Annotated in this window: 14 protein-coding genes; 4 read left to right on the top strand and 10 right to left on the bottom strand. The window is 66.5% G+C overall.

Annotation, left to right across the window (positions count from 1 at the left end; all coding sequences use genetic code 11):
• Window positions 1–234 precede the first annotated feature (234 nt).
• The 3 genes from LJ656_RS16010 to LJ656_RS16000 are packed head-to-tail and all read right to left on the bottom strand — an operon-like array spanning window position 235 to window position 6,253.
• Entirely contained in the window at window positions 235–1,749 is a 1,515-nt protein-coding gene (locus LJ656_RS16010; RefSeq protein WP_230510382.1) for an efflux transporter outer membrane subunit, read from the bottom strand.
• Between the two features lies 1 nt (window position 1,750).
• Window positions 1,751–4,993, bottom strand: a complete 3,243-nt coding sequence (locus LJ656_RS16005; protein ID WP_230510381.1) for an efflux RND transporter permease subunit — start codon at window positions 4,991–4,993, stop codon at window positions 1,751–1,753.
• A gap of 18 nt (window positions 4,994–5,011) precedes the next feature.
• Window positions 5,012–6,253, bottom strand: a complete 1,242-nt coding sequence (locus LJ656_RS16000; RefSeq protein ID WP_230510380.1) for an efflux RND transporter periplasmic adaptor subunit — start codon at window positions 6,251–6,253, stop codon at window positions 5,012–5,014.
• A 427-nt stretch (window positions 6,254–6,680) separates the two neighbouring features.
• On the opposite strand from LJ656_RS16000, the gene LJ656_RS15995 reads away from it, so the two are divergent.
• Window positions 6,681–7,325: a TetR family transcriptional regulator gene (locus tag LJ656_RS15995; protein ID WP_230510379.1), complete on the top strand. Its 645-nt coding sequence runs from the start codon at window positions 6,681–6,683 to the stop codon at window positions 7,323–7,325.
• Window positions 7,326–7,431: 106 nt separating this feature from the next.
• Here LJ656_RS15995 and LJ656_RS15990 read toward each other — a convergent pair whose 3' ends face one another.
• The 7 genes from LJ656_RS15990 to LJ656_RS15960 form a co-directional block, all read right to left on the bottom strand.
• Window positions 7,432–8,070, bottom strand: coding sequence for a cysteine hydrolase family protein (locus LJ656_RS15990; protein WP_230510378.1), 639 nt, complete (start codon window positions 8,068–8,070; stop codon window positions 7,432–7,434).
• Window positions 8,071–8,157: 87 nt separating this feature from the next.
• A complete protein-coding gene (locus tag LJ656_RS15985) occupies window positions 8,158–8,907 on the bottom strand; it encodes an SRPBCC family protein (protein ID WP_230510377.1) in 750 nt (249 codons plus the stop codon).
• Between the two features lie 34 nt (window positions 8,908–8,941).
• Complete coding sequence (locus LJ656_RS15980; protein ID WP_230510376.1) at window positions 8,942–9,322, bottom strand: DUF427 domain-containing protein; 381 nt, start codon at window positions 9,320–9,322, stop codon at window positions 8,942–8,944.
• A gap of 190 nt (window positions 9,323–9,512) precedes the next feature.
• A complete protein-coding gene (locus LJ656_RS15975) occupies window positions 9,513–10,007 on the bottom strand; it encodes a carboxypeptidase regulatory-like domain-containing protein (protein ID WP_230510375.1) in 495 nt (164 codons plus the stop codon).
• A gap of 278 nt (window positions 10,008–10,285) precedes the next feature.
• Window positions 10,286–11,824: a DegQ family serine endoprotease gene (locus LJ656_RS15970; protein WP_230510374.1), complete on the bottom strand. Its 1,539-nt coding sequence runs from the start codon at window positions 11,822–11,824 to the stop codon at window positions 10,286–10,288.
• Window positions 11,825–12,005: 181 nt separating this feature from the next.
• Window positions 12,006–13,304, bottom strand: coding sequence for an ATP-binding protein (locus tag LJ656_RS15965; RefSeq protein ID WP_230510373.1), 1,299 nt, complete (start codon window positions 13,302–13,304; stop codon window positions 12,006–12,008).
• A gap of 4 nt (window positions 13,305–13,308) precedes the next feature.
• Window positions 13,309–13,971 carry a response regulator gene (locus tag LJ656_RS15960; protein ID WP_230510372.1) on the bottom strand — a complete coding sequence of 221 codons (663 nt, stop codon included), beginning with the start codon at window positions 13,969–13,971 and terminating at the stop codon, window positions 13,309–13,311.
• Between the two features lie 312 nt (window positions 13,972–14,283).
• Here LJ656_RS15960 and dacB point away from each other — a divergent pair, with 312 nt between their 5' ends.
• From dacB to LJ656_RS15945, 3 genes are all read left to right on the top strand, one after another.
• Window positions 14,284–15,903: a D-alanyl-D-alanine carboxypeptidase/D-alanyl-D-alanine endopeptidase gene (dacB, locus tag LJ656_RS15955; RefSeq protein ID WP_230510371.1), complete on the top strand. Its 1,620-nt coding sequence runs from the start codon at window positions 14,284–14,286 to the stop codon at window positions 15,901–15,903.
• A gap of 206 nt (window positions 15,904–16,109) precedes the next feature.
• The gene (locus tag LJ656_RS15950; RefSeq protein WP_230510370.1) at window positions 16,110–17,096 is read left to right on the top strand and encodes a sterol desaturase family protein; all 987 of its coding nucleotides are present in this window, start codon (window positions 16,110–16,112) and stop codon (window positions 17,094–17,096) included.
• A 139-nt stretch (window positions 17,097–17,235) separates the two neighbouring features.
• Window positions 17,236–18,459: an SGNH/GDSL hydrolase family protein gene (locus LJ656_RS15945; protein WP_230510369.1), complete on the top strand. Its 1,224-nt coding sequence runs from the start codon at window positions 17,236–17,238 to the stop codon at window positions 18,457–18,459.
• The last annotated feature ends 72 nt before the right edge of the window (window positions 18,460–18,531 follow it).

The raw sequence follows: 18,531 nt of genomic DNA, 5'->3' as shown, positions 1-18,531 counted from the left end.
AGGTGCGGCCTCGGCGGGGCATGCGGTGAGTCGCCAGCGAGACTCACAAGGCGCTCGCTAAGGCCAGGGCCGACCGCTTCGATCCGCGCGGCGCCGAATGCCGCGCATAAAAAAACGCCACGGCATGCCGTGGCGTTTTCGCTTTGCTGCAGCGCTTTGCGCATCCGCGGCGCGCCGACCCTTTCGAGCAGGCCGCGCCGCATGACGCGAGCGCCGTTCAGCGCTTCATCAAGCTCACCCCGCCGTCGCCGCCGAAGCCGCGACCGGCGCGCTCGCCGCACCGTAGTCGACCGGCGCGTCCGCGGGACGCGGCTGGTCGCCGGTGTGCTCGATCCAGCCGCCGCCGAGCGCCTGATACAGCGTCACCAGGTTCTGCAGGCGTTCCATCCGCGCGGTCACCAGCGAACGCTGCGCCTCGTACAGCGCGGTCTGCGCGGTCAGCACCGTCAGATAGCTGTCGACGCCGTTCTTGTAGCGCAGGTTCGACAGATCGAGCCGGCGCTGCTCGGCCGCCGTGTCGCGTTCGAGCGCCGCGATCTGCTGATCGTAGGTGCCGCGCGCGGCGAGGCCGTCAGCCACTTCACGGAAGGCCGTCTGGATCGCCTTTTCATACGTGGCGATCTGTTCTTTCTTCTGGATGTTGGCGAGATCGAGGTTCGCGAGGTTCTGGCCGCCCTCGAAGATCGGCAGCGTGATCGACGGCGCGAAACTCCACGCCGCCGACCCCGGCTTGAACAGCCCGCCGAGCGTCGGGCTCAGCGTGCCGAAGCTGCCGGTCAGCGAGACCTTCGGGAAGAACGCCGCGCGCGCCGCGCCGATATTCGCGTTGGCCGCGAGCAGATTCTGCTCGGCCTCCATGATGTCGGGACGACGCGTCAGCAGATCGGACGGCAGCCCTGCCGGGATATCGGTCAGCAGGTTCTGGTCGCCCGACGGCAAGCCGCGCGGCAGATCGACCGGCAACGGCTCGCCGATCAGCAGCACCAGCGCGTTTTCGGCCTGCGCGAGCAGACGCGCCTGCGACTGCAGGTTCGCGTTCGCGGTCTCGACGACCGTTTCCGCCTGACGCAGATCGAGTTCGGTACCGGTGCCGTTGTCGAACTGGACCTTGGTGATCCGGTACGACTCCTTCGCGTTCGCCAGCGTGTCCTCGGTGACCTTCTGCAGATCGTAGAGTTCGAGCAGCGTCATGTACTGGTTCGCGACCTGCGAGACCAGCGAGATTTCCGCCGCCTTGCGCGCCTGCGCGGTGCCCAGGTAAGTCGCCAACGCCTGGTCCTTCAGGCTTTGCACGCGCCCGAAGAAGTCGATCTCCCACGACGCGTTCAGCCCGACCGAATACGTGGTGGAGAGCGTCTGGCCGGTGAAGGTCAGATCCTTCGGCGTGCGCTGGCGGGTGCCCGACGCAGCCGCGTCGAGCGTGGGCAGCAGGCCCGCGCGCACGATCCGATACTGCGCGGCCGACGCCTGCATGTTCAGCACCGACACGCGCAGATCGCGGTTGTTCTTCAGCGCGATCGCGATCAGCTCCTGCAGACGCTGATCGACAAAGAAGTCGCGCCAGCCGATGTCGGCCGCGGCCTGGCCGTTCGCGCTGCGCGCGCCAGCCGTGCCCGGCTGCTGGTCATACACGCCGCCGCTCGGGAAGGTGGCCGCCGTGGGCGCGGCCGGACGCTCGTAATGCGGCGCCAGCGTGCAACCCGCGGCCAGAAATGCCACCGCCACTGCAATCAAAGAGTGTTTTTGCATCTCAATGCCCATCCTTGCCCGAGTCCTTGCCGGCATCCTTGCCATCCGGCGCGTTGCCCGAGTCACCCGCCGCGCCGCCTTGCGGATCGTGCGGATGATGCTGTTCGTAGTGCTTGAGCGCCTCGTCCGGGTCTTCCTTCTCGCCGCCGAACTTCGCGCGAATCACCACGAAGAACATCGGGATCATGAAGATCGCGAGGAAGGTCGCGGTCAGCATCCCGCCTATCACGCCGGTACCGATCGCGTGCTGGCTGGCGGAGCCGGCGCCGTTACTGATGGCGAGCGGCAACACGCCGAGAATGAACGCGAGCGAGGTCATCAGGATCGGGCGCAGACGCAGACGGGCAGCTTCGAGCGCGGCCTCGATCGGCCCCATCCCCTCCTTTTGCTGCAGGTCGCGCGCGAACTCGACGATCAGAATCGCGTTTTTCGCCGACAGACCGACGGTGGTCAGCAGACCCACCTGGAAGAACACGTCGTTCTCGAGCCCGCGCAGCGTCGCGGCCAGCAGTGCGCCGATCACGCCGAGCGGCACCACCATGATCACCGAGAACGGGATCGACCAGCTTTCATACAGCGCCGCCAGACACAGGAACACGACGAGGATCGAGATGCCGTACAGAATCGGCGCCTGCGAACCCGACTGGCGTTCCTGCAGCGACAGACCCGTCCACTCGTAGCCGACCCCGGCCGGCAGCTTGGTGACGATCGATTCCATCGCCGCCATCGCCTGACCGGTCGACTTGCCCGGTGCGGCCGCGCCCTGGATTTCCACCGACGAGATGCCGTTGTAGCGCTCGAGCTTCGGCGAACCGAAAATCCACTCGGTGCTCGCGAAGGCCGAGAACGGCACCATCGCGCCCGCGCTGTTGCGCACGAACCACGCGCTGACGTCTTCCGGTTTCATCCGGAACGGCGCGTCGCCCTGCAGGTACACCTTCTTGATCCGGCCGTCGGTATCGAGGAAGTTGTTCACGTACGCCGACGCCCACGCGACCGAGAAGGTCGTGTTGATATCGGATACGGACACCCCGAGCGCTTCCGCCTTCTCGCGATCGATGTTCACCTTGAACTGCGGCGTATCGTTCAGGCCGTTCGGACGCACCTGCGCGAGCGTCGGATCCTTCGCGGCGAGACCGAGCAGCATGTTGCGCGCTTCCATCAGCTTCGCGTGGCCGAGACCGGCACGATCCTGCAACTGGAAGTCGAAACCTGCGGCGGTGCCGAGTTCGGGAATCGACGGCGGATTGACCGGGAACACGGTCGCGTTCTTGTAGCCCGCGAAGTGCATGTACAACCGGCCCACCAGCGCCTGCACCTTCTGGTCCGCATGCTGGCGTTGCGCGTAGTCTTTCATCCGCACGAACACGAGACCCGCGTTCTGGCCACGGCCCGCGAAGCTGAAGCCGTTCACCGTGAAGGTGGACTCGACGATCGCCTTTTCGTCGACCAGCAGGTAGTCGGAAACGTCCTTCAGCGCGCGCGCGGTGGTTTCCTGCGTGGAACCCGACGGCGTTTGCACCAGCACGAACATCGTGCCCTGGTCTTCGTCAGGCAGGAACGACTTCGGCAGTTTGACGAACAGCAGACCCACCGCGAAGATCACCACCATATAGATGATCAGCCAGCGGCCCGAGCGCTTGATCACGTGGTGCACGCCAGAGTGATACTTGTCGCGGCTCGAATTGAAGGTACGGTTGAACCAGCCGAAGAAACCGGTGGCCTTTTCGTGATGCCCCTTCGGAATCGGCTTGAGGATCGTCGCGCACAGAGCCGGCGTGAGAATCAACGCGACCAGCACCGACAGCACCATCGCCGCGACGATCGTCAGCGAGAACTGCCGGTAAATCGCGCCGACCGAGCCGCCCGAGAACGCCACCGGCACGAACACCGCCGACAGCACCAGCGCCACGCCGACCAGCGCGCCGGTGATCTGGTCCATCGCCTTGCGGGTCGCTTCGCGGGGCGATAAGCCCTCCTCCTGCATCACCCGTTCGACGTTTTCCACCACCACGATCGCATCGTCCACCAGCAGACCGATCGCAAGCACCAGACCGAACATCGACAGCACGTTGATCGAGAAGCCGACAATGCTCATGATCGCGAACGTGCCCAGCAGCACCACCGGCACCGCGATCGTCGGGATCAGCGTCGCGCGCAGGTTCTGCAGGAACAGGTACATGACCAGGAACACCAGCACGATACCTTCGAGCAGCGTCTTGACCACTTCCTCGATCGACAGACGCACGAACGGCGTGGTGTCGTACGGATACTGGACCACCAGACCGTGCGGGAAATACTTCGACAGTTCGGCGACCTTCGCGCGCACCGCCTTCGCGGTGGCGAGCGCGTTCGCGCCGGTGGCCAGCTGGATACCGAAGCCTGCCGTCGGCTGACCGTTGTACTTGGTGTCGAAGTTGTAGTTTTCGCCGCCGAGCTCGATCCGCGCGACGTCGCGCAGACGCACCTGCGAGCCGTCCTTGTTGACCTTCAGCAAAATGTTGCCGAACTGCTCGGGGGTGTTGAGCAGCGTGGCCTGCGTGATGGTGGCCTGCAACACCTGACCGGGCACCGACGGCGTGCCGCCGAGCCCGCCGCCCGCGACCTGCACGTTCTGCGACTGCAACGCGGCTTCGACGTCGACCGGCGTGAGGCTGAAGTTATTCAGCTTGTTCGCGTCGAGCCAGATCCGCATCGCGTACTGCGAGCCGAACAGCGTCACCGTACCCACGCCGTCGATACGGCTGATCGGATCCTGAATGTTCGACGCGACGTAGTTCGCGAGGTCGTACTTGGTCATGCTGCCGTCTTCGGACACGAACGCCATCACCAGCAGGAAGCTGCTGCTCGACTTCGTGACCTTGGTGCCGAGCTGCTGCACGACCTGCGGAAGCAGCGGCGTGGCCAGTTGCAGCTTGTTCTGCACCTGCACCTGCGCGATGTCGGGATTGGTGCCGGCCGCGAACGTCAGCGTGATGGTGGCCGTGCCCGAGTCGTCCGAAGTCGACGCGAGGTACAGCAGGTGGTCGAGACCACTCATCTGCTGCTCGATCACCTGCGTGACGGTGTTTTCCACCGTCTTCGCCGATGCGCCCGGATAGTTCGCGCTGATCTGCACGGCCGGGGGCGCAATGGTCGGGTATTGCGCGATCGGCAGTGTGAACACCGACGCGATACCCGCGAGCATCAGAATGATGGCGATCACCCATGCAAAAATCGGGCGATCAATAAAGAACTTTGCCATGAGGCGGGCTCCCTGTTATTACGCGCCCGACGCGGCGGAGGCGGGTTGAGCCGCGGGTTGCCCCGGGGCTGCGCCGCTTGCCGCGGGCGCGCCGCCTGCGGCCGCGCCGGAAGCCGGCGTGGGCGGCAGTTGCGCCGGCACCGGCTTGACTTGCTGGCCCGGGCGCGCCTTGTCGACGCCCTGCACGACCACGCGATCGCCTTGCTTCAGACCGTCCGAGACCACCCAGTACGTACCGAAGGTGCCGGCGGTCGCCAGCTGACGCAGTTCGACCTTGTTGTCGGCGCCGACCACCAGCGCGGTGGGCTGCCCCTTCTGGTCGTGCGTGACGCCGATCTGCGGGACGATCAGCGCGTTCTGGTTGACGCCCTCTTCGATCTTCGCGCGCACGAACATGCCCGGCAGCAGCACCCGGTTCGGGTTCTTGAAGATCGCGCGCACCGTGACCGAGCCGGTGCCCTGGTCGACGGTCACGTCGGTGAACTGCAGCTTGCCCTTCTCGGGATAGACGCGGCCGTCTTCGAGCACCAGCGACACTTGCGCGGCGCCCGGGCCGGACGTCTTCAGACGGCCTTCCTGGATCTCGCGGCGCAGCTTCAGACCGTCCAGGCTCGACTGCGTGAGGTCGACGTAGACCGGATCGAGCTGCTGGACCGTGGCCATCAGCGTCGCGGCGCTCGCCTGCACGAATGCGCCCGGCGTAACTTGCGACACGCCGATCTGGCCGGTCACCGGCGAGGTCACGTCGGTGTAGCCGAGGTTGATCTGCGCGGTGTCGACAGCGGCCTTGCCGGCGGCCACGTCGGCGGCGGCCTGGCCTTGCGCGGCGACCGCGTTGTCGTAGTCCTGCTTGCTGACCGCGTTGGCCGCGACCAGCACCTTGTAGCGGTTCGCCTGCGCGGTGGTCGACACGAGGTTCGCCTGCGCCTTCGCGAGCGAGGCCTTCGCATTGTTCAGCGACGCGATGTACGGCGCCGGATCGATCTTGTACAGACGCTGGCCGGCCTTGACCTCGCTACCCTCGGTGAACTCGCGGCGCAGCACGATGCCGTCGACCCGCGCGCGCACCTGCGCGACGAGGAAGGCACTGGTACGGCCGGGCAGTTCGGTGACGACGGGCACGGTCGTCGGCTCAAGTGTGACGACGCCGACTTCGGGCGCCTGTGGCGGCGGGGCTGATTGTTTTGGTCCGCATGCCGCCAGCAAAATGGCAGCCGTCGCGGCACTGATTAAGCGGAATGGAACCCGTTCGACGCGCATGGAGCAACCTCTGTCAAAGACTGAGAATGAAAAAGTGCGCGCATCCCTACCCCGGGGACGACAGCGCACACAGGCGTCTTGCGACGCTTGACCGGACGCCCAGCGCTGCCAACCGCGCTGCAAAGGCACCCTGCTGAGAAATGCGCCAACCCGGGAATGCCGCACGGCGCCTGCCGTGTGGACAGGCGCGGGAGTGTTTTGAAAGGCAACAGTGACGGATATTAACCGGTCGTCACGGCTTGGGCCATCCGATCGTGGGGTGCTATTATATATACATTCACGAATGCATGTAAAAGTGCATTTACATCGCTTGCTGGCCGGGGACTCGCAAGATCGCTTCGCCATTCGCTCAAACGTAGTTGGATTGTCACCCGACTGACTTAATTCGGTCCGGGAAAGCCCCACAATCAGTGCAGGTCATACCTATATGGTCAGAAGAACCAAAGAAGAGGCATTGGAGACGCGCAACCGCATTCTCGACGCGGCTGAGCTGGTTTTTTTCGAGAAAGGAGTCTCGCGCACGTCGCTGGCCGATATCGCGCAGGCGGCCGGGGTCACGCGCGGCGCCATCTATTGGCACTTCGCGCACAAGAGCGATCTCTTCACGGAAATGTTCGACCGTGTGCTGCTGCCGCTCGATGAGCTGAAAGCCGCGTCGCTCGATCCGAACGAGCCCGATCCGCTGGGGCGGCTGATCGAAGTGTGCATGGTGTGTCTGCGCGACACCGTCAACGACCCGCGCCGCCGGCGCGTGTTCGACATCCTGTTTCTCAAATGCGAGCTGGTCGAGGACATGGGTCCGATGGTCGAGCGCTACCAGACCAACATGCGCGAGGGGCTCAAGAAGATCGAAGGCGGTCTGCGCAATGCGGTGTCGAAGGGGCAGTTGCCTGCCGAGCTCGACACCCGGCTCGCGGCGACGATGGTGCATGCGTTCGTCGGCGGCGCGCTGCGCGACATGCTGTTTTTGCCCGACGCGACGGATCTCGGCGCGCATGCGGAGCAAATGGTCGAAGGGATGTTCGACGCGTTGCGTTTGAGTCCGGCGCTGCGGACCAAGGCCGCGTCCTAGACGGTGGATGATGAGTTAGCTCACGACAAGGGCGGTTCGCGATGAACCGCCCTTGTTGTTTTTTGGGGGCGGCCGGCGCGCACCGCTTTACTTTCCTATACCGCGCTTACGCCACCGCGCTGCGAGCCCGCGCCGTCTGATTCGACGAATAGATGTTGCCGCGCTCGAGCGGCGCGCCGTTGTGCAGCGATGCAAGCCACGCGTCCGTGCTCGCGACCGCCGCGAAGCGCGACTGCAGCACTACGCTGAACACGCGATGAATCTCCTCCGCGCTCGCAAAACCCGCACTGTTCTGATACGGCACCGAACCGGTCGCGTCGTGCAGGAACTCGACCGCGAGCCCCGCATGAACCGCGTGGTTGATCGTCGACGCGTCGCAGTTGTGCGTCATGTAGCCGGTCACGGTCAGCGTGTCGATCTCGCGCGCGGCGAGCCAGTCGGCCAGATCGGTGCCGGTGAACGCGCTCGGCAGCGACTTCTCGATCAGGTGATCGTGAGCGCGCGAGCTGACGACTTCGTGCAACTGCGCCCCGACGCTGCCGCGAGCGAACAGCGGCGAGGTCGCCGGTGCGATGTTCTGCACGACCACGACCGGCACGCCGGCCGCACGCGCGGCATCGATCGCGCGGCCGATGTTGGCGAGCGAAGTCTGCACGTCGGGAAATTCGATCGGCAGGTCGCCGCTCACGTATTCGTTCTGCACGTCGATGACAATCAGCGCACGGCGCGGCGCGACGGTGGTCATGGCAAGGCTCCTTGTCGAAAGATCGAGGACGCGGGTGGCGTAGTGGCGTAGTGGCGACGCGGCGAGGGCGGCGCGATTTTCGCGGCGTCAATGCTCGCTGATCCAGCGCACCAGATACAGCAGCAGCGCGACCACGAAAATCATCCCCGCCCACGCCCAGTGCGGCACGACGTGCGGGCCCGGCTCGTGGTGCGAGCCGCCCTGCGACCAGCTATGCGACGCGCTCGCCGCGCGCCCGCCGAGCGCGCTGGCGTGCTCGATGCGCGTGCGTCGCGCGATTGCGCCGAGCGAGATCGGCCGCAGAAACACATGCTGGCGACGTGGCGCCGCCCCGCGCGCGCGGTTCGGCCCCGTGCCGTGCTTGGCGCGCACGACCCCGTCGAATTCGGTGAAGAAATCGTCGGCGAGTTGATGCAATGCGTTTTCGAGCTGGCGCACCGGCAGTTCGGCGAGTGGTCCGGACGAAGTCGCCCAGATCGTGTAATCGATCCGCGTGCCGCGCTCGCGGGCGCCGCCATGCGCGCTGTCGTCTGCCCGCAGACGCACTTCGATCTGGCCGCGCAACGCGCCGACGCCTTCGGCACGCGCCTTGAAGTTGATCGTGCGGCGCTGCGCGTCGGCCGGTCCGGAATCCTGACCGGCCACGTGGGCGCGCGCTTCGTAACGGGCGCGCAACGGGCCGAGCGGCACCGTCATGGTCAGCGCGTATTCGCCGTGGGCGAGCCGGGTGAGCGACTCGCAGTTGTCGAGACTCGCACGCAACAGCGCGAGATCCTGCAACGCGTCCCAGACTTCGGCCGGCGCGAGCGGAATCCGTACCGCCTGGTTCAGTTCCATCACAGCCTCCCCGATGAACGCGCGGCCCGCGGGATCAGGACGTCTGATCGATGCGATCGACGCGCGATGTATAGAACGCCAGATAGCCCTTGATCCGTCCGACCTGCTCGAATGGGGCCTCGTAGCTCCATACCGCGTTTTCGATCAGACCGTCTTCGGTGCGCAGATGAAAGTACGACGCATCGCCCTTGAACGGACAGTGCGAGCTGTGCGTCGAGCGTTCGAGCCGGGCCATGTTCACATGTTCGCGCGGAAAGTAGACGACGTCCGGCAGGCCGGTTTCGCATAGCGTGAGCGCCGCCTGGGTGTCGGCCATCGTCACGCCGCCGTGAATCACGCGCACGCGGTGGCTATTTTCGTGAATCACGATGGCATGGCCGCCAGGCTTTTGCTCAGATGTCGACGCATCGCTCATGTCCGGACTCCGTGATGGATAGGCACTCAACGCGGGCGCTTGCCGCCGCAACGGCAAAGCCACGGGACGCGCCCGTGGCTTCATTATCGGCGAAACTTCGGGCGCCTGCGCGGGCTTCGCTGAGGGGGCTTCACTGAGCGGGCTTCACTGCGCGCCGGGCCGGCGCGAGAGGTTGCGCCGCCGTCACCCGTTACTGGCCGCTCCAGACAAACGCGGATTTGACGTTGCCATGCGCCGGCACCGTCACGGTGTGTGTCTGCTCGCGGTCGTTGTACTTCGCGTGCACGGTGTAGCGGCCCGGGTGCAACCGGACCAGCATGAACGGTCCGCGCGACGTGGTGTTCAGCACCTCGCCGTCATGCGCATCGACGATGCGCACCTGCACGTCGGCGAGAAAATTGGAGGTCGGGCCGGTGAAACGCAGCGTCAGCGGCCACTCGCTTTGCGCCGCCTGCAGCGCGCGCGATTCGTCCTGGCCGACACCGCCGGACACATACGACACGTCGCCCTGCTGCTGCACTTGCGGCAGGCCGCCGCCGTTGGTATTGCCCGCGCTGGTGTTATCGGTGGCCGAGCCGCCGCTCACGCCCCCCTGCTGCGCGTATGCACCGCCCGCCAGTCCGAGCGTGAGCGCCGCGCAAAGCGCGGCGGCTACGATCGTTTGCTGATTGCGTTGGGTTTTCATCGGTTCGCTCTCCTTGTTAAAGTCCTCGCGCCGTCGTTCAACGGACCCAAACCGGAAATAACGCAACCTGCATGCCAGGCGTGCGCTTACCGCGAAGCCCACGCGCCCCAACCATTGCCCGACGGCGCGCGGCCTGTGTGCGGCTTAGGCGCCGTGGGCGCAGCGGCCCTTGTCGACCGACGAAAAAAAATCGGTCCCTGCAGTAAATGCAAAGGACCGGCAAGCACTACTTACAGCTCTCGCGTGGTTGGGCGATTCGCAAATCGCCCGAGACTGGATCAGCCGAGATCAACGGGCACGAAAATCTGTGCGTTGTCTCGCTGGATCAGGAGCGCGATGCTGTTGCCCGCGCCCGAAATTATCTGCTTCAGTTGATCGACGTTGGCGACCGAACGGCCGTTGACCGCGAGGATCACGTCGCCGGGGCGGATCCCGGCGGTGGCCGCCGCGCCGCCCGACTGCTGCACCAGCAGCCCGTGCGACACCGACGCGCTGCTCTTCTCGTCCGGCGTCAGCGCGCGCACCGCGACGCCGAGACGGCCTTGCACCTGGGTCTGCTGATCGGCCTTGTCCGCCGACGCGACTTTCGCGTCCGAGAACGAACCGATGGTCACCTTGATGTCCTTATTGGCCTTATCGCGCCATACCTTCAGCGTCGCCGAGCTGCCCGGCGCGAGGCCCGCGATCTTGGCCGGCAGATCCGTCGAATCGCTGACTTCGTCGCCGTTCACCGCGACGATCACGTCGCCCGGCTGCAGGCCGGCCTTGGCCGCCGGACCGCCGGCATCGACCGAGCTGACCAGCGCGCCTTGCGGCTTGGACAAGCCGAACGAATTGGCGAGCGTCTGGTTCAGGCCCTGCACCGCGACGCCGAGACGGCCGCGGCTCACGTGACCGGTCTTGACCAGATCGTCCTTGACCTTGATCGCTTCATTGATCGGGATCGCGAACGACAGGCCCTGGAAGCCGCCGGTCTGCGAGTAAATCATCGAGTTGATGCCGATCACTTCGCCCTGCAGGTTGAACAGCGGACCACCCGAGTTGCCCGGGTTCACCGGCACGTCGGTCTGGATGAACGGCGTGTAGTTCTCGTTCGGCAGCGAGCGCGACTTCGCGCTGATGATGCCCGAGGTCACGGTGTTGTCGAAGCCGTACGGCGAGCCGATCGCGACCACCCACTGACCGACCTTGCTCTGGCGCGGATCGCCGATCTTCACGCTCGGCAGATTGCTTGCGTCGATCTTCAGCACCGCGACGTCGGACTGCTTGTCGGCGCCGACCACCTTCGCCTTGAACTCGCGCTTGTCGGTCAGCTTGACGGTGACGACGTTGGCGCCGTCGACCACGTGCGCGTTGGTCAGGATGTAACCGTCATTGCTGATGATGAAGCCGGAACCGAGGCTCGCGCTCGGCTGATCGGGTCCGTCGCCGCCGCCGTCACCGCCGCCACCACCACCGCCCTGCATGCCGGGCATGCCGCCGAAGAAGCGCTTATAGAACTGGAAGAACGGATCGTTCGGGTCGATCGGCAACTGGTTGCCGTTCAGGTTGCCGCGGCTGTTGCCACGCAGCGCGGTCTCCTTGACCACGTGCTTCGCGCTGATATTGACGACGGCCGGGCCGTAGGTCTCGACGAGGCCCGAGAAATCGGGGATGCCGGTTTTGGCGGCGGCTTCGGCGGGCATCAGCGCGGCCGCTTCGGCGGGCGAGATGACCTGCGGGGCCGGCATATTGCGATGGCCCGCCACATAACCGGCGGACAGCGCGCCGGCGATAGCTACGGCAACGGCCCCGCGGGACAAGGTTTTCGCGTTCATCATGAGCTCCTGACTGGAGAGAGTGACTTTGAATGTCGAGGAGCGTAAGGGGCGTCACTTAAAAGAGGCTTAAGCAGAGCCCGAGCGCGGGAACCTTTATGGGATGGGCCTCCGGGGCCGATGTGCGGCCCGTTGCGGGCGGCATTTTGCGCAGTCCGGAAGACCGCGCGCCGTGCGTTTTTCAGAACCGCACGGTGACCTGCAAGCCGCCCGCGGGCGACGTGTCGAGCGACACCTCCGCGTGGTGTTGAGTGGCGATGCGGCGCACGATCGCCAGACCGAGACCACTGCCGGCGACGTCGGTGCGCGCGCGGTCCGCGCCGGCGCCCGCGCGATAGAAACGGTCGAACACGCGCTCGCGGTCGGCCGGGTCGATGCCCGGACCGCTGTCGGCGATCCGCACCACCGGACGGCCGTTCTCGACCTGCAGGCTAACGTCGACGCGACCGCCGTGCGGCGTGTATTTGGTCGCGTTGTCGACGAGATTGTTGAACATCACGCGCAGCGCTTCCGGATCGCCGTTGACGCTGGCGGCCTCGCTCGCCTCGATGCCGAGATCGACGCCCCGGCTCAGCGCGAGCGGCGCGTAGGTCGCCACGCATTCCCGCAGCAGCGCGCTCAGGTCGAGCGGTCCGCTGACCGCGCGCTCGTCCGGTTCGGCGCGCGCGAGCGCGAGCAACTGCTCGGCAAGGCGCGTCGCGCGCGTGACGCCCGCCTGCAGATCGGCGAGTGCTTCGCTGCGCGCGGTTTCATCTTTCGCGCGCGCGACCAGCTGCGCCTGAATCTGCACCGCGGCGAGCGGCGTGCGCAATTCGTGCGCGGCATCGGCGACGAACGCTTTCTGCACATCGAGCGCGTTGGCGAGCCGCGCGAGCAGGCCGTTCAATGCGCGCACCAGCGGCTGCACTTCGAGCGGCAGACGCTGGTCGGGCAGTGGCTCGAGCGCCTCCGGATGACGCGTGTCGAGCGCGCTCGTCACACGTCGCAACGGCCGCAGCCCGCGCCCGATGATCACCCACACCGCCAGCCCGAGCAGCGGCAGCAGCACGATCAGCGGCCACAGCGTGCGCAGCGCGACGTTCGCCGCGAGCCGGTTGCGCACCGACAGCGGCTGCGCGAGCTGCACCACGTTATCGCCGACGATCGCCCCGTACACGCGCCATTCGCCGCGCTCGGTGCGCTCGGTCGAAAAGCCGAGTTCGGCGCGCGGCGCAAGCGGCGCGCGCGGCCGCGAGTAGTACATCAGCATGCCGTTGCGGTTCCAGATCTGCAGCACGATGCCTTCGTCGCCGGTATCGCGGCCGAGCACCTGCGAGAACGGTTCCGCCGGCAGCGCCGCGGCGATCTGTTCCAGCTGGTAATCGAACAGCTCGTTCGCTTCGGCCAGCGCCTGCCGGTAGATCAACCAGCCCGCGATGCCGACGCCGAGCAGCACCAGCGCGAGCAGCCAGACCAGCAGCTGACGGCGAATCGAGCGCATCGGCTCAGGCGTCCTTCGCGATCATGTAGCCGAGCCCGCGCACGTTGCGAATCAGTTCGGCGCCGAGCTTCTTGCGCAGCGCATGGATATAGACCTCGACCGTGTTGCTGCCGATCTCCTCGCCCCAGCCGTACATCTTTTCTTCCAGCTGGCTCTTCGACAGCACCGCGCCGGGGCGCGCGATCAAAGCCTCCAGCAGCGCGAATTCGCGCGCCGACAGCGCGACCGGCGCGCCGTCGAGCGTGACCTGATGCGACGCGGGATCGAGCGTCAGGTTGCCGTGGCGGATCGTCGAATCGCTGCGGCCCGAATGGCGGCGGATCAGCGCGCGCATCCGCGCGCCGAGTTCGTCGAGATCGAAAGGTTTGACGAGATAATCGTCGGCGCCGGCGTCGAGGCCCTTCACGCGATCGGCGACCGCGTCGCGCGCGGTGACGATCAGCACCGGCAGCGCGTGGCCGCGCGCGCGCAGCGTGCGCAGCACATCGAGGCCGTCGCGCTTGGGCAGACCGAGGTCGAGCAGCGCGAGGTCGTAAGGCTGGCCGGCCGCCGCCCGCAGCGCCGCTTCGCCGTCCTCGACCCAGTCGACCGCGAAGCCTTCGCCGCGCAGCGCCTTGCGCACGCCCTCGGCGATCATCCGGTCATCTTCGACAAGCAGGATGCGCATGGTTGTCCGTTCCGAAACGTTTGATGATGCCGCATTCTAGCGCCCGCCTCCGGGCTGCGCGGCGCCGGGCGCTTTTTTCGACGCAGCCGCGCGGCATGTCACTACAATGGTCGCTTTGCGTCGCCCGGCGGCTGCCTGGTGGCTGGCGGCGAGGCGGTCTGGCGGCCGGCGCGCTTGCCGCACACCTGTCCGACACGTACCGACACCGAAACCGACACCAAATTTCGCGTTGAAATCTTGTCCGCCTCTGTTCGCTTCTTTGTCCGCTTCTTTGCCCGCTTTTTTGCCCGCTCCCGTGCTTCTTCTCCGTTCATGACGCTCGCCCTCCAGTCTTCCGTCGCCCGCCGTCTCCCCGTTCATGCGGCATCCCTGCCCCGCCGGCTCGCGTCGCGCGCCGCCGTCGGCCTGCTGGCCGCCGCGCTCGGCACGACCGCGCTGCTGCCGCAAACGGCGCAGGCTCGCGCGAAGGCCGCGCATCCGAGCGTCAACGTCACGACGGTGCTGCCGCAGCCGGTGATGGCCGGGCTGCAACGCGCGCACGTGCCGCTGTCGTCGATCAGCGTGGTGGTCGAGAAAGTCGGCGACCGCACGCCGATCCTCGCGCTGAACGCCGGCAAGCCGATGATGCCCGCGTCGACGATGAAGCTCGTCACCACCTATTCGGGCCTGTCGATCCTCGGCCCCGATTACCGCTGGCGCACCAGCGCGTACGCGGACGGCACGCTGGACGCGAGCGGCGTGCTGCACGGCAATCTGTACATCCAGGGCACCGGCGATCCGAAGCTGGTGCCGGAAGAGCTGATCGACCTCGTGCAGAAGATCCGCAAGGCGGGCATCAACGGTATCGACGGCGCGCTGGTGCTCGACAAGCGCTACTTCGACCCGTCGACGCGCGACCTGCCCGCGTTCGACGACGACGTCACCGCGCCGTACAACGTCGGCCCCGACCCGCTGCTGTACGCGTTCAAGGCGCTGTCGTTCACGCTCACGCCGTCGCCTGACGGCACGGTCGCGATCGACGTGCTGCCCGCGCTCGCGCAGCTGCGCATCGACAACCAGTTGCGCGCGACCAACGGCCCATGCCGCGGCGAGCTGCCGACCCCGAGCGTGACGCCGCAGCCGGACGGCACGCTGGTCGCGTCGTTCGCCGGCGACTTCCCGACGCGCTGCGACGCGCGCACGGTCAACGTCGCGGTGCTCGATCATTCGACGTTCTTCGCCGGCGGCTTCCTCGCGCTGTGGCAGCAGACCGGCGCGACCTTCCACGGCACTACCCGCGAAGGCGCGGTGCCGCGCGGCGCGAAGCTGGTCGCGACGCACGAAAGCCCGGTGCTGTCCGACGTGGTGCGCGACATCAACAAGTTCAGCAACAACACGATGGCGCGCAATCTGTTCCTGACGATCGGCGCGGTAGAGGACAAGGCCCCGGCGACGACCGCGAACGCCGCGCGCGCGGTGGAGGACTTCCTGCGTCGCGACAGCCTGAACACCGAATACCTGACGCTCGCGAACGGCTCGGGCCTGTCGCGCGACGAGCACATCACCGCGCTCGCGCTCGCCGATCTGCTGCAGCGCGCGAACGCGAGCCCGGTCGCGCAGGCGTTTGTCGAATCGCTGCCGATCGCCGGCGTCGACGGCACGATGCGCAACCGCCTGACCAACCTCGGCGCGGGCGGCAACGCGCACATCAAGACCGGCACGTTGCGCGACGTGCGCGCGATCGCCGGCTACGTCGCCTCGGCCGACGGCAATAGTTACGTGGTCGTCAGCCTGATCAACGATCCGCATTCGGAAGCGGCGCGCGCCGCGCACGATGCGCTGCTCGAATGGGTTTATGAAGGCCCGGCGCAGGGCTTCACGAAAGTCTCCGCGCCCGTCGAAGAGCCGCGCGCGAAGCCCAGGAAAAACCCGCGCAAACGCGCCGGCCACTGAGGATTACTTCTAGCGAAGCCGCGCGCGGCAAGCGCCTAAGCGTGTACGCTGTCGGGCAGCATGCGGCGCGCGAAACCAGCGAAACCATTCGCGCACCGCACTGCCGCACGTGCCGCGGCGTCCCAAGGACACGCGGCCCATACGAACGATAACGACACCACCCGGCGCGTACCGCGCGGCGGTCAGGGACCAGGAACGGAGACACGATGCAATTCGATGCCGAATTGCTGCTGCTCGCCATGGCGCCCGTCTTTCTCGGCTGCATCGGCTGGGAGGCGTGGCACCTGCGGCGCACGCGGCCGGCCGAGCGCCTGTACAGCTGGAGCGACACGCTGTGCAACGCCGCGCTCGCGCTGCTGCAGCAGGCCGCCGACAAGCTCGCGTGGCTCGCGATCATCCCCGTCTACGCGTTCTTCTACTCCCACTTTCGCCTCCATACGTGGCCGGCCACGTGGGTCTCGTTCGTCGTGCTGTTCGTCGCGCAGGACCTGCTCTATTACGTGTTTCATCGTTGCAGTCACCGGGTGCGCTGGTTGTGGGCCGCCCACGTCGTGCACCACTCGTCGGAGCGGATGAATTTTTCGACCGCGTTCCGCCAGAGCCTGATGTATCCGATCGCCGGCATGTGGCTGTTCTGGATTCCGCTCGCGGTCCTCGGCTTCCCGCCGAAGCAGATCGTCGCGATCGTGCTGATCAATCTCGGCTTCCAGTTCTTCGTGCACACCCAGGCGGTCGGCAAGCTCGGCTGGCTCGAATACGTGTTCAATACGCCGTCGATCCACCGCGTGCATCATGCGCGCAACGACCGCTACATCGATCGCAATTACGCGGGCGTGCTGGTGATCTGGGACCGTCTGTTCGGCAGCTACGTCGAAGAAGATCCGCGCGATGCGCCGGTCTACGGAATCGTCGAGCCGCTGCACACGTACAACCCCCTGAAGGCGACGTTTCACGAATGGGCGTCGATGGCCGCCGATTTCGCGAGCGTGCGCGGCTGGCGCAACAAATGGCGCGCGCTGTTCGCGCCGCCCGCGTGGGCCGCCGCTTATCATGCGCAGCGCGCGGCGGCCGGGGCGATGGAAAGCGTGGCCGCGCCGTTAGTCGCAATGTCTGTCCATGCGCCAACAGGCAGCGGGCCGCTTCACCGCCCGGGCAAGCCGCTCGGCAACGCGACAAAGGGCAATCAGGTGTGAACACACGACATACGGCCGCGTTTCGTATCCCGCGCAGACCGTAAAAGATTCTGTAAGCTGTCGCCACGCCGCGCAACGCGGCAGGCGCTGCCTGCAACACATGGCACAAGGGCCACACATACGAGGAGATGCAGTCAACATGAATCAAACCGCTTCGAAGAAACATCCGTGGATGCGCGCCACGCAGATCGCCGTGGCGAGCGCAGCGTTCGCCGCGCTGGCGGCGTGCGGCGGCGGGGGTGACGACAACAATTCGAGCAGCAACAGCAGCACGCCGGCCGGCGGCGTCAAGCTGCAGATCGTGTCGTTCGGCGACAGCCTGTCGGACGTCGGCACGTATCAGGCGGCGGTGCAGGCCAATGTCGGCACCGGCGGCGGCCGCTTCACGACCAATCCGGGCGAAGTCTGGACCCAGAAGGTCGCCGAGTACTACGGCGACACGCTGAGCGCCGCGAATGTGGGCGGCTTCGGCAACGCGCCGAGGGCGACCGGCGGGCTCGGCTACGCGCAGGGCGGTTCGCGCGTCGACCTGCAGCCGGGCCAGGGCTACGCGCCGAACAACCTGGCAGCGACCACGCTGCCGGTCACGGCCCAGGTGACCCAATACATCTCCGAGCACGGCAGCTTCAATGGGAACCAGCTGGTGCTGATGAACGGCGGCGCGAACGATATCTTCACGCAGGTGCAGGCAGTGTCGGCGGCGGGGACGGCAGCGGCGGCAGCGGTGCTGCAAGGCGGCGGCAGCGCAGCCGACGCGCAGGCCGCGGCAAACACCGCACTGGCGACCGCGAGCCAGAGCGCCGGGGTGGCCATCGTCACGGCGGCGAAAACCTTCGCCGCCACGGTGCAGAAAGTGATCGCATCGGGCGCGACGCACGTGGTGGTGGCGGATGTCCCGGACATCGCGAAGACGCCGCAAGGACTCGCGGCCGGCGCAACCGGCCAGGCGCTCATCGATGGGCTGGTGAAGGCGTACAACGGCACGCTCCAGCAGGCGCTCGCATCGAACAAGCAGGTCATTTACGTGAGCACGTACCAATGGCTCGACCAGACGCTGGCGAACTATCAGTCGCTCGGCTTCACGGTCTCCAATACGGGCACCGCATGTAATCTGACGTCGATGATCACGTCCGCCACCACCTACGCGACGAACAACCCGAGCGTGCTCGCGCCCGGCCAGAACGCCGCATCGTGGGGCAGCGCGTTCGGCTCGTCGCTGTTCTGCTCGCCGCAGACCTACACGGTGGCCGGCGCGGACCAGACCTATATGTTCGCCGACCTCGTGCACCCGAGCACCCATCTGTACGCGCTGTTCGCTCAGCAGGTCGAGAAGCAGGTCGCCGCGAGCGGGCTCGGGAAGTAACCGGGGCGTGGCTGTGGGATCGTCGGTACGGTGGATGACCCCGCGGCAGCCTTGACTCACGCTTGGATGCAA

The sequence above is a fragment of the Paraburkholderia sejongensis genome (assembly GCF_020880815.1).
GTDB lineage: Bacteria > Pseudomonadota > Gammaproteobacteria > Burkholderiales > Burkholderiaceae > Paraburkholderia > Paraburkholderia sejongensis.
The sequence above is the reverse complement of the archived record's forward strand: the minus strand, read 5'-3'. Positions and strand labels throughout refer to the sequence as shown.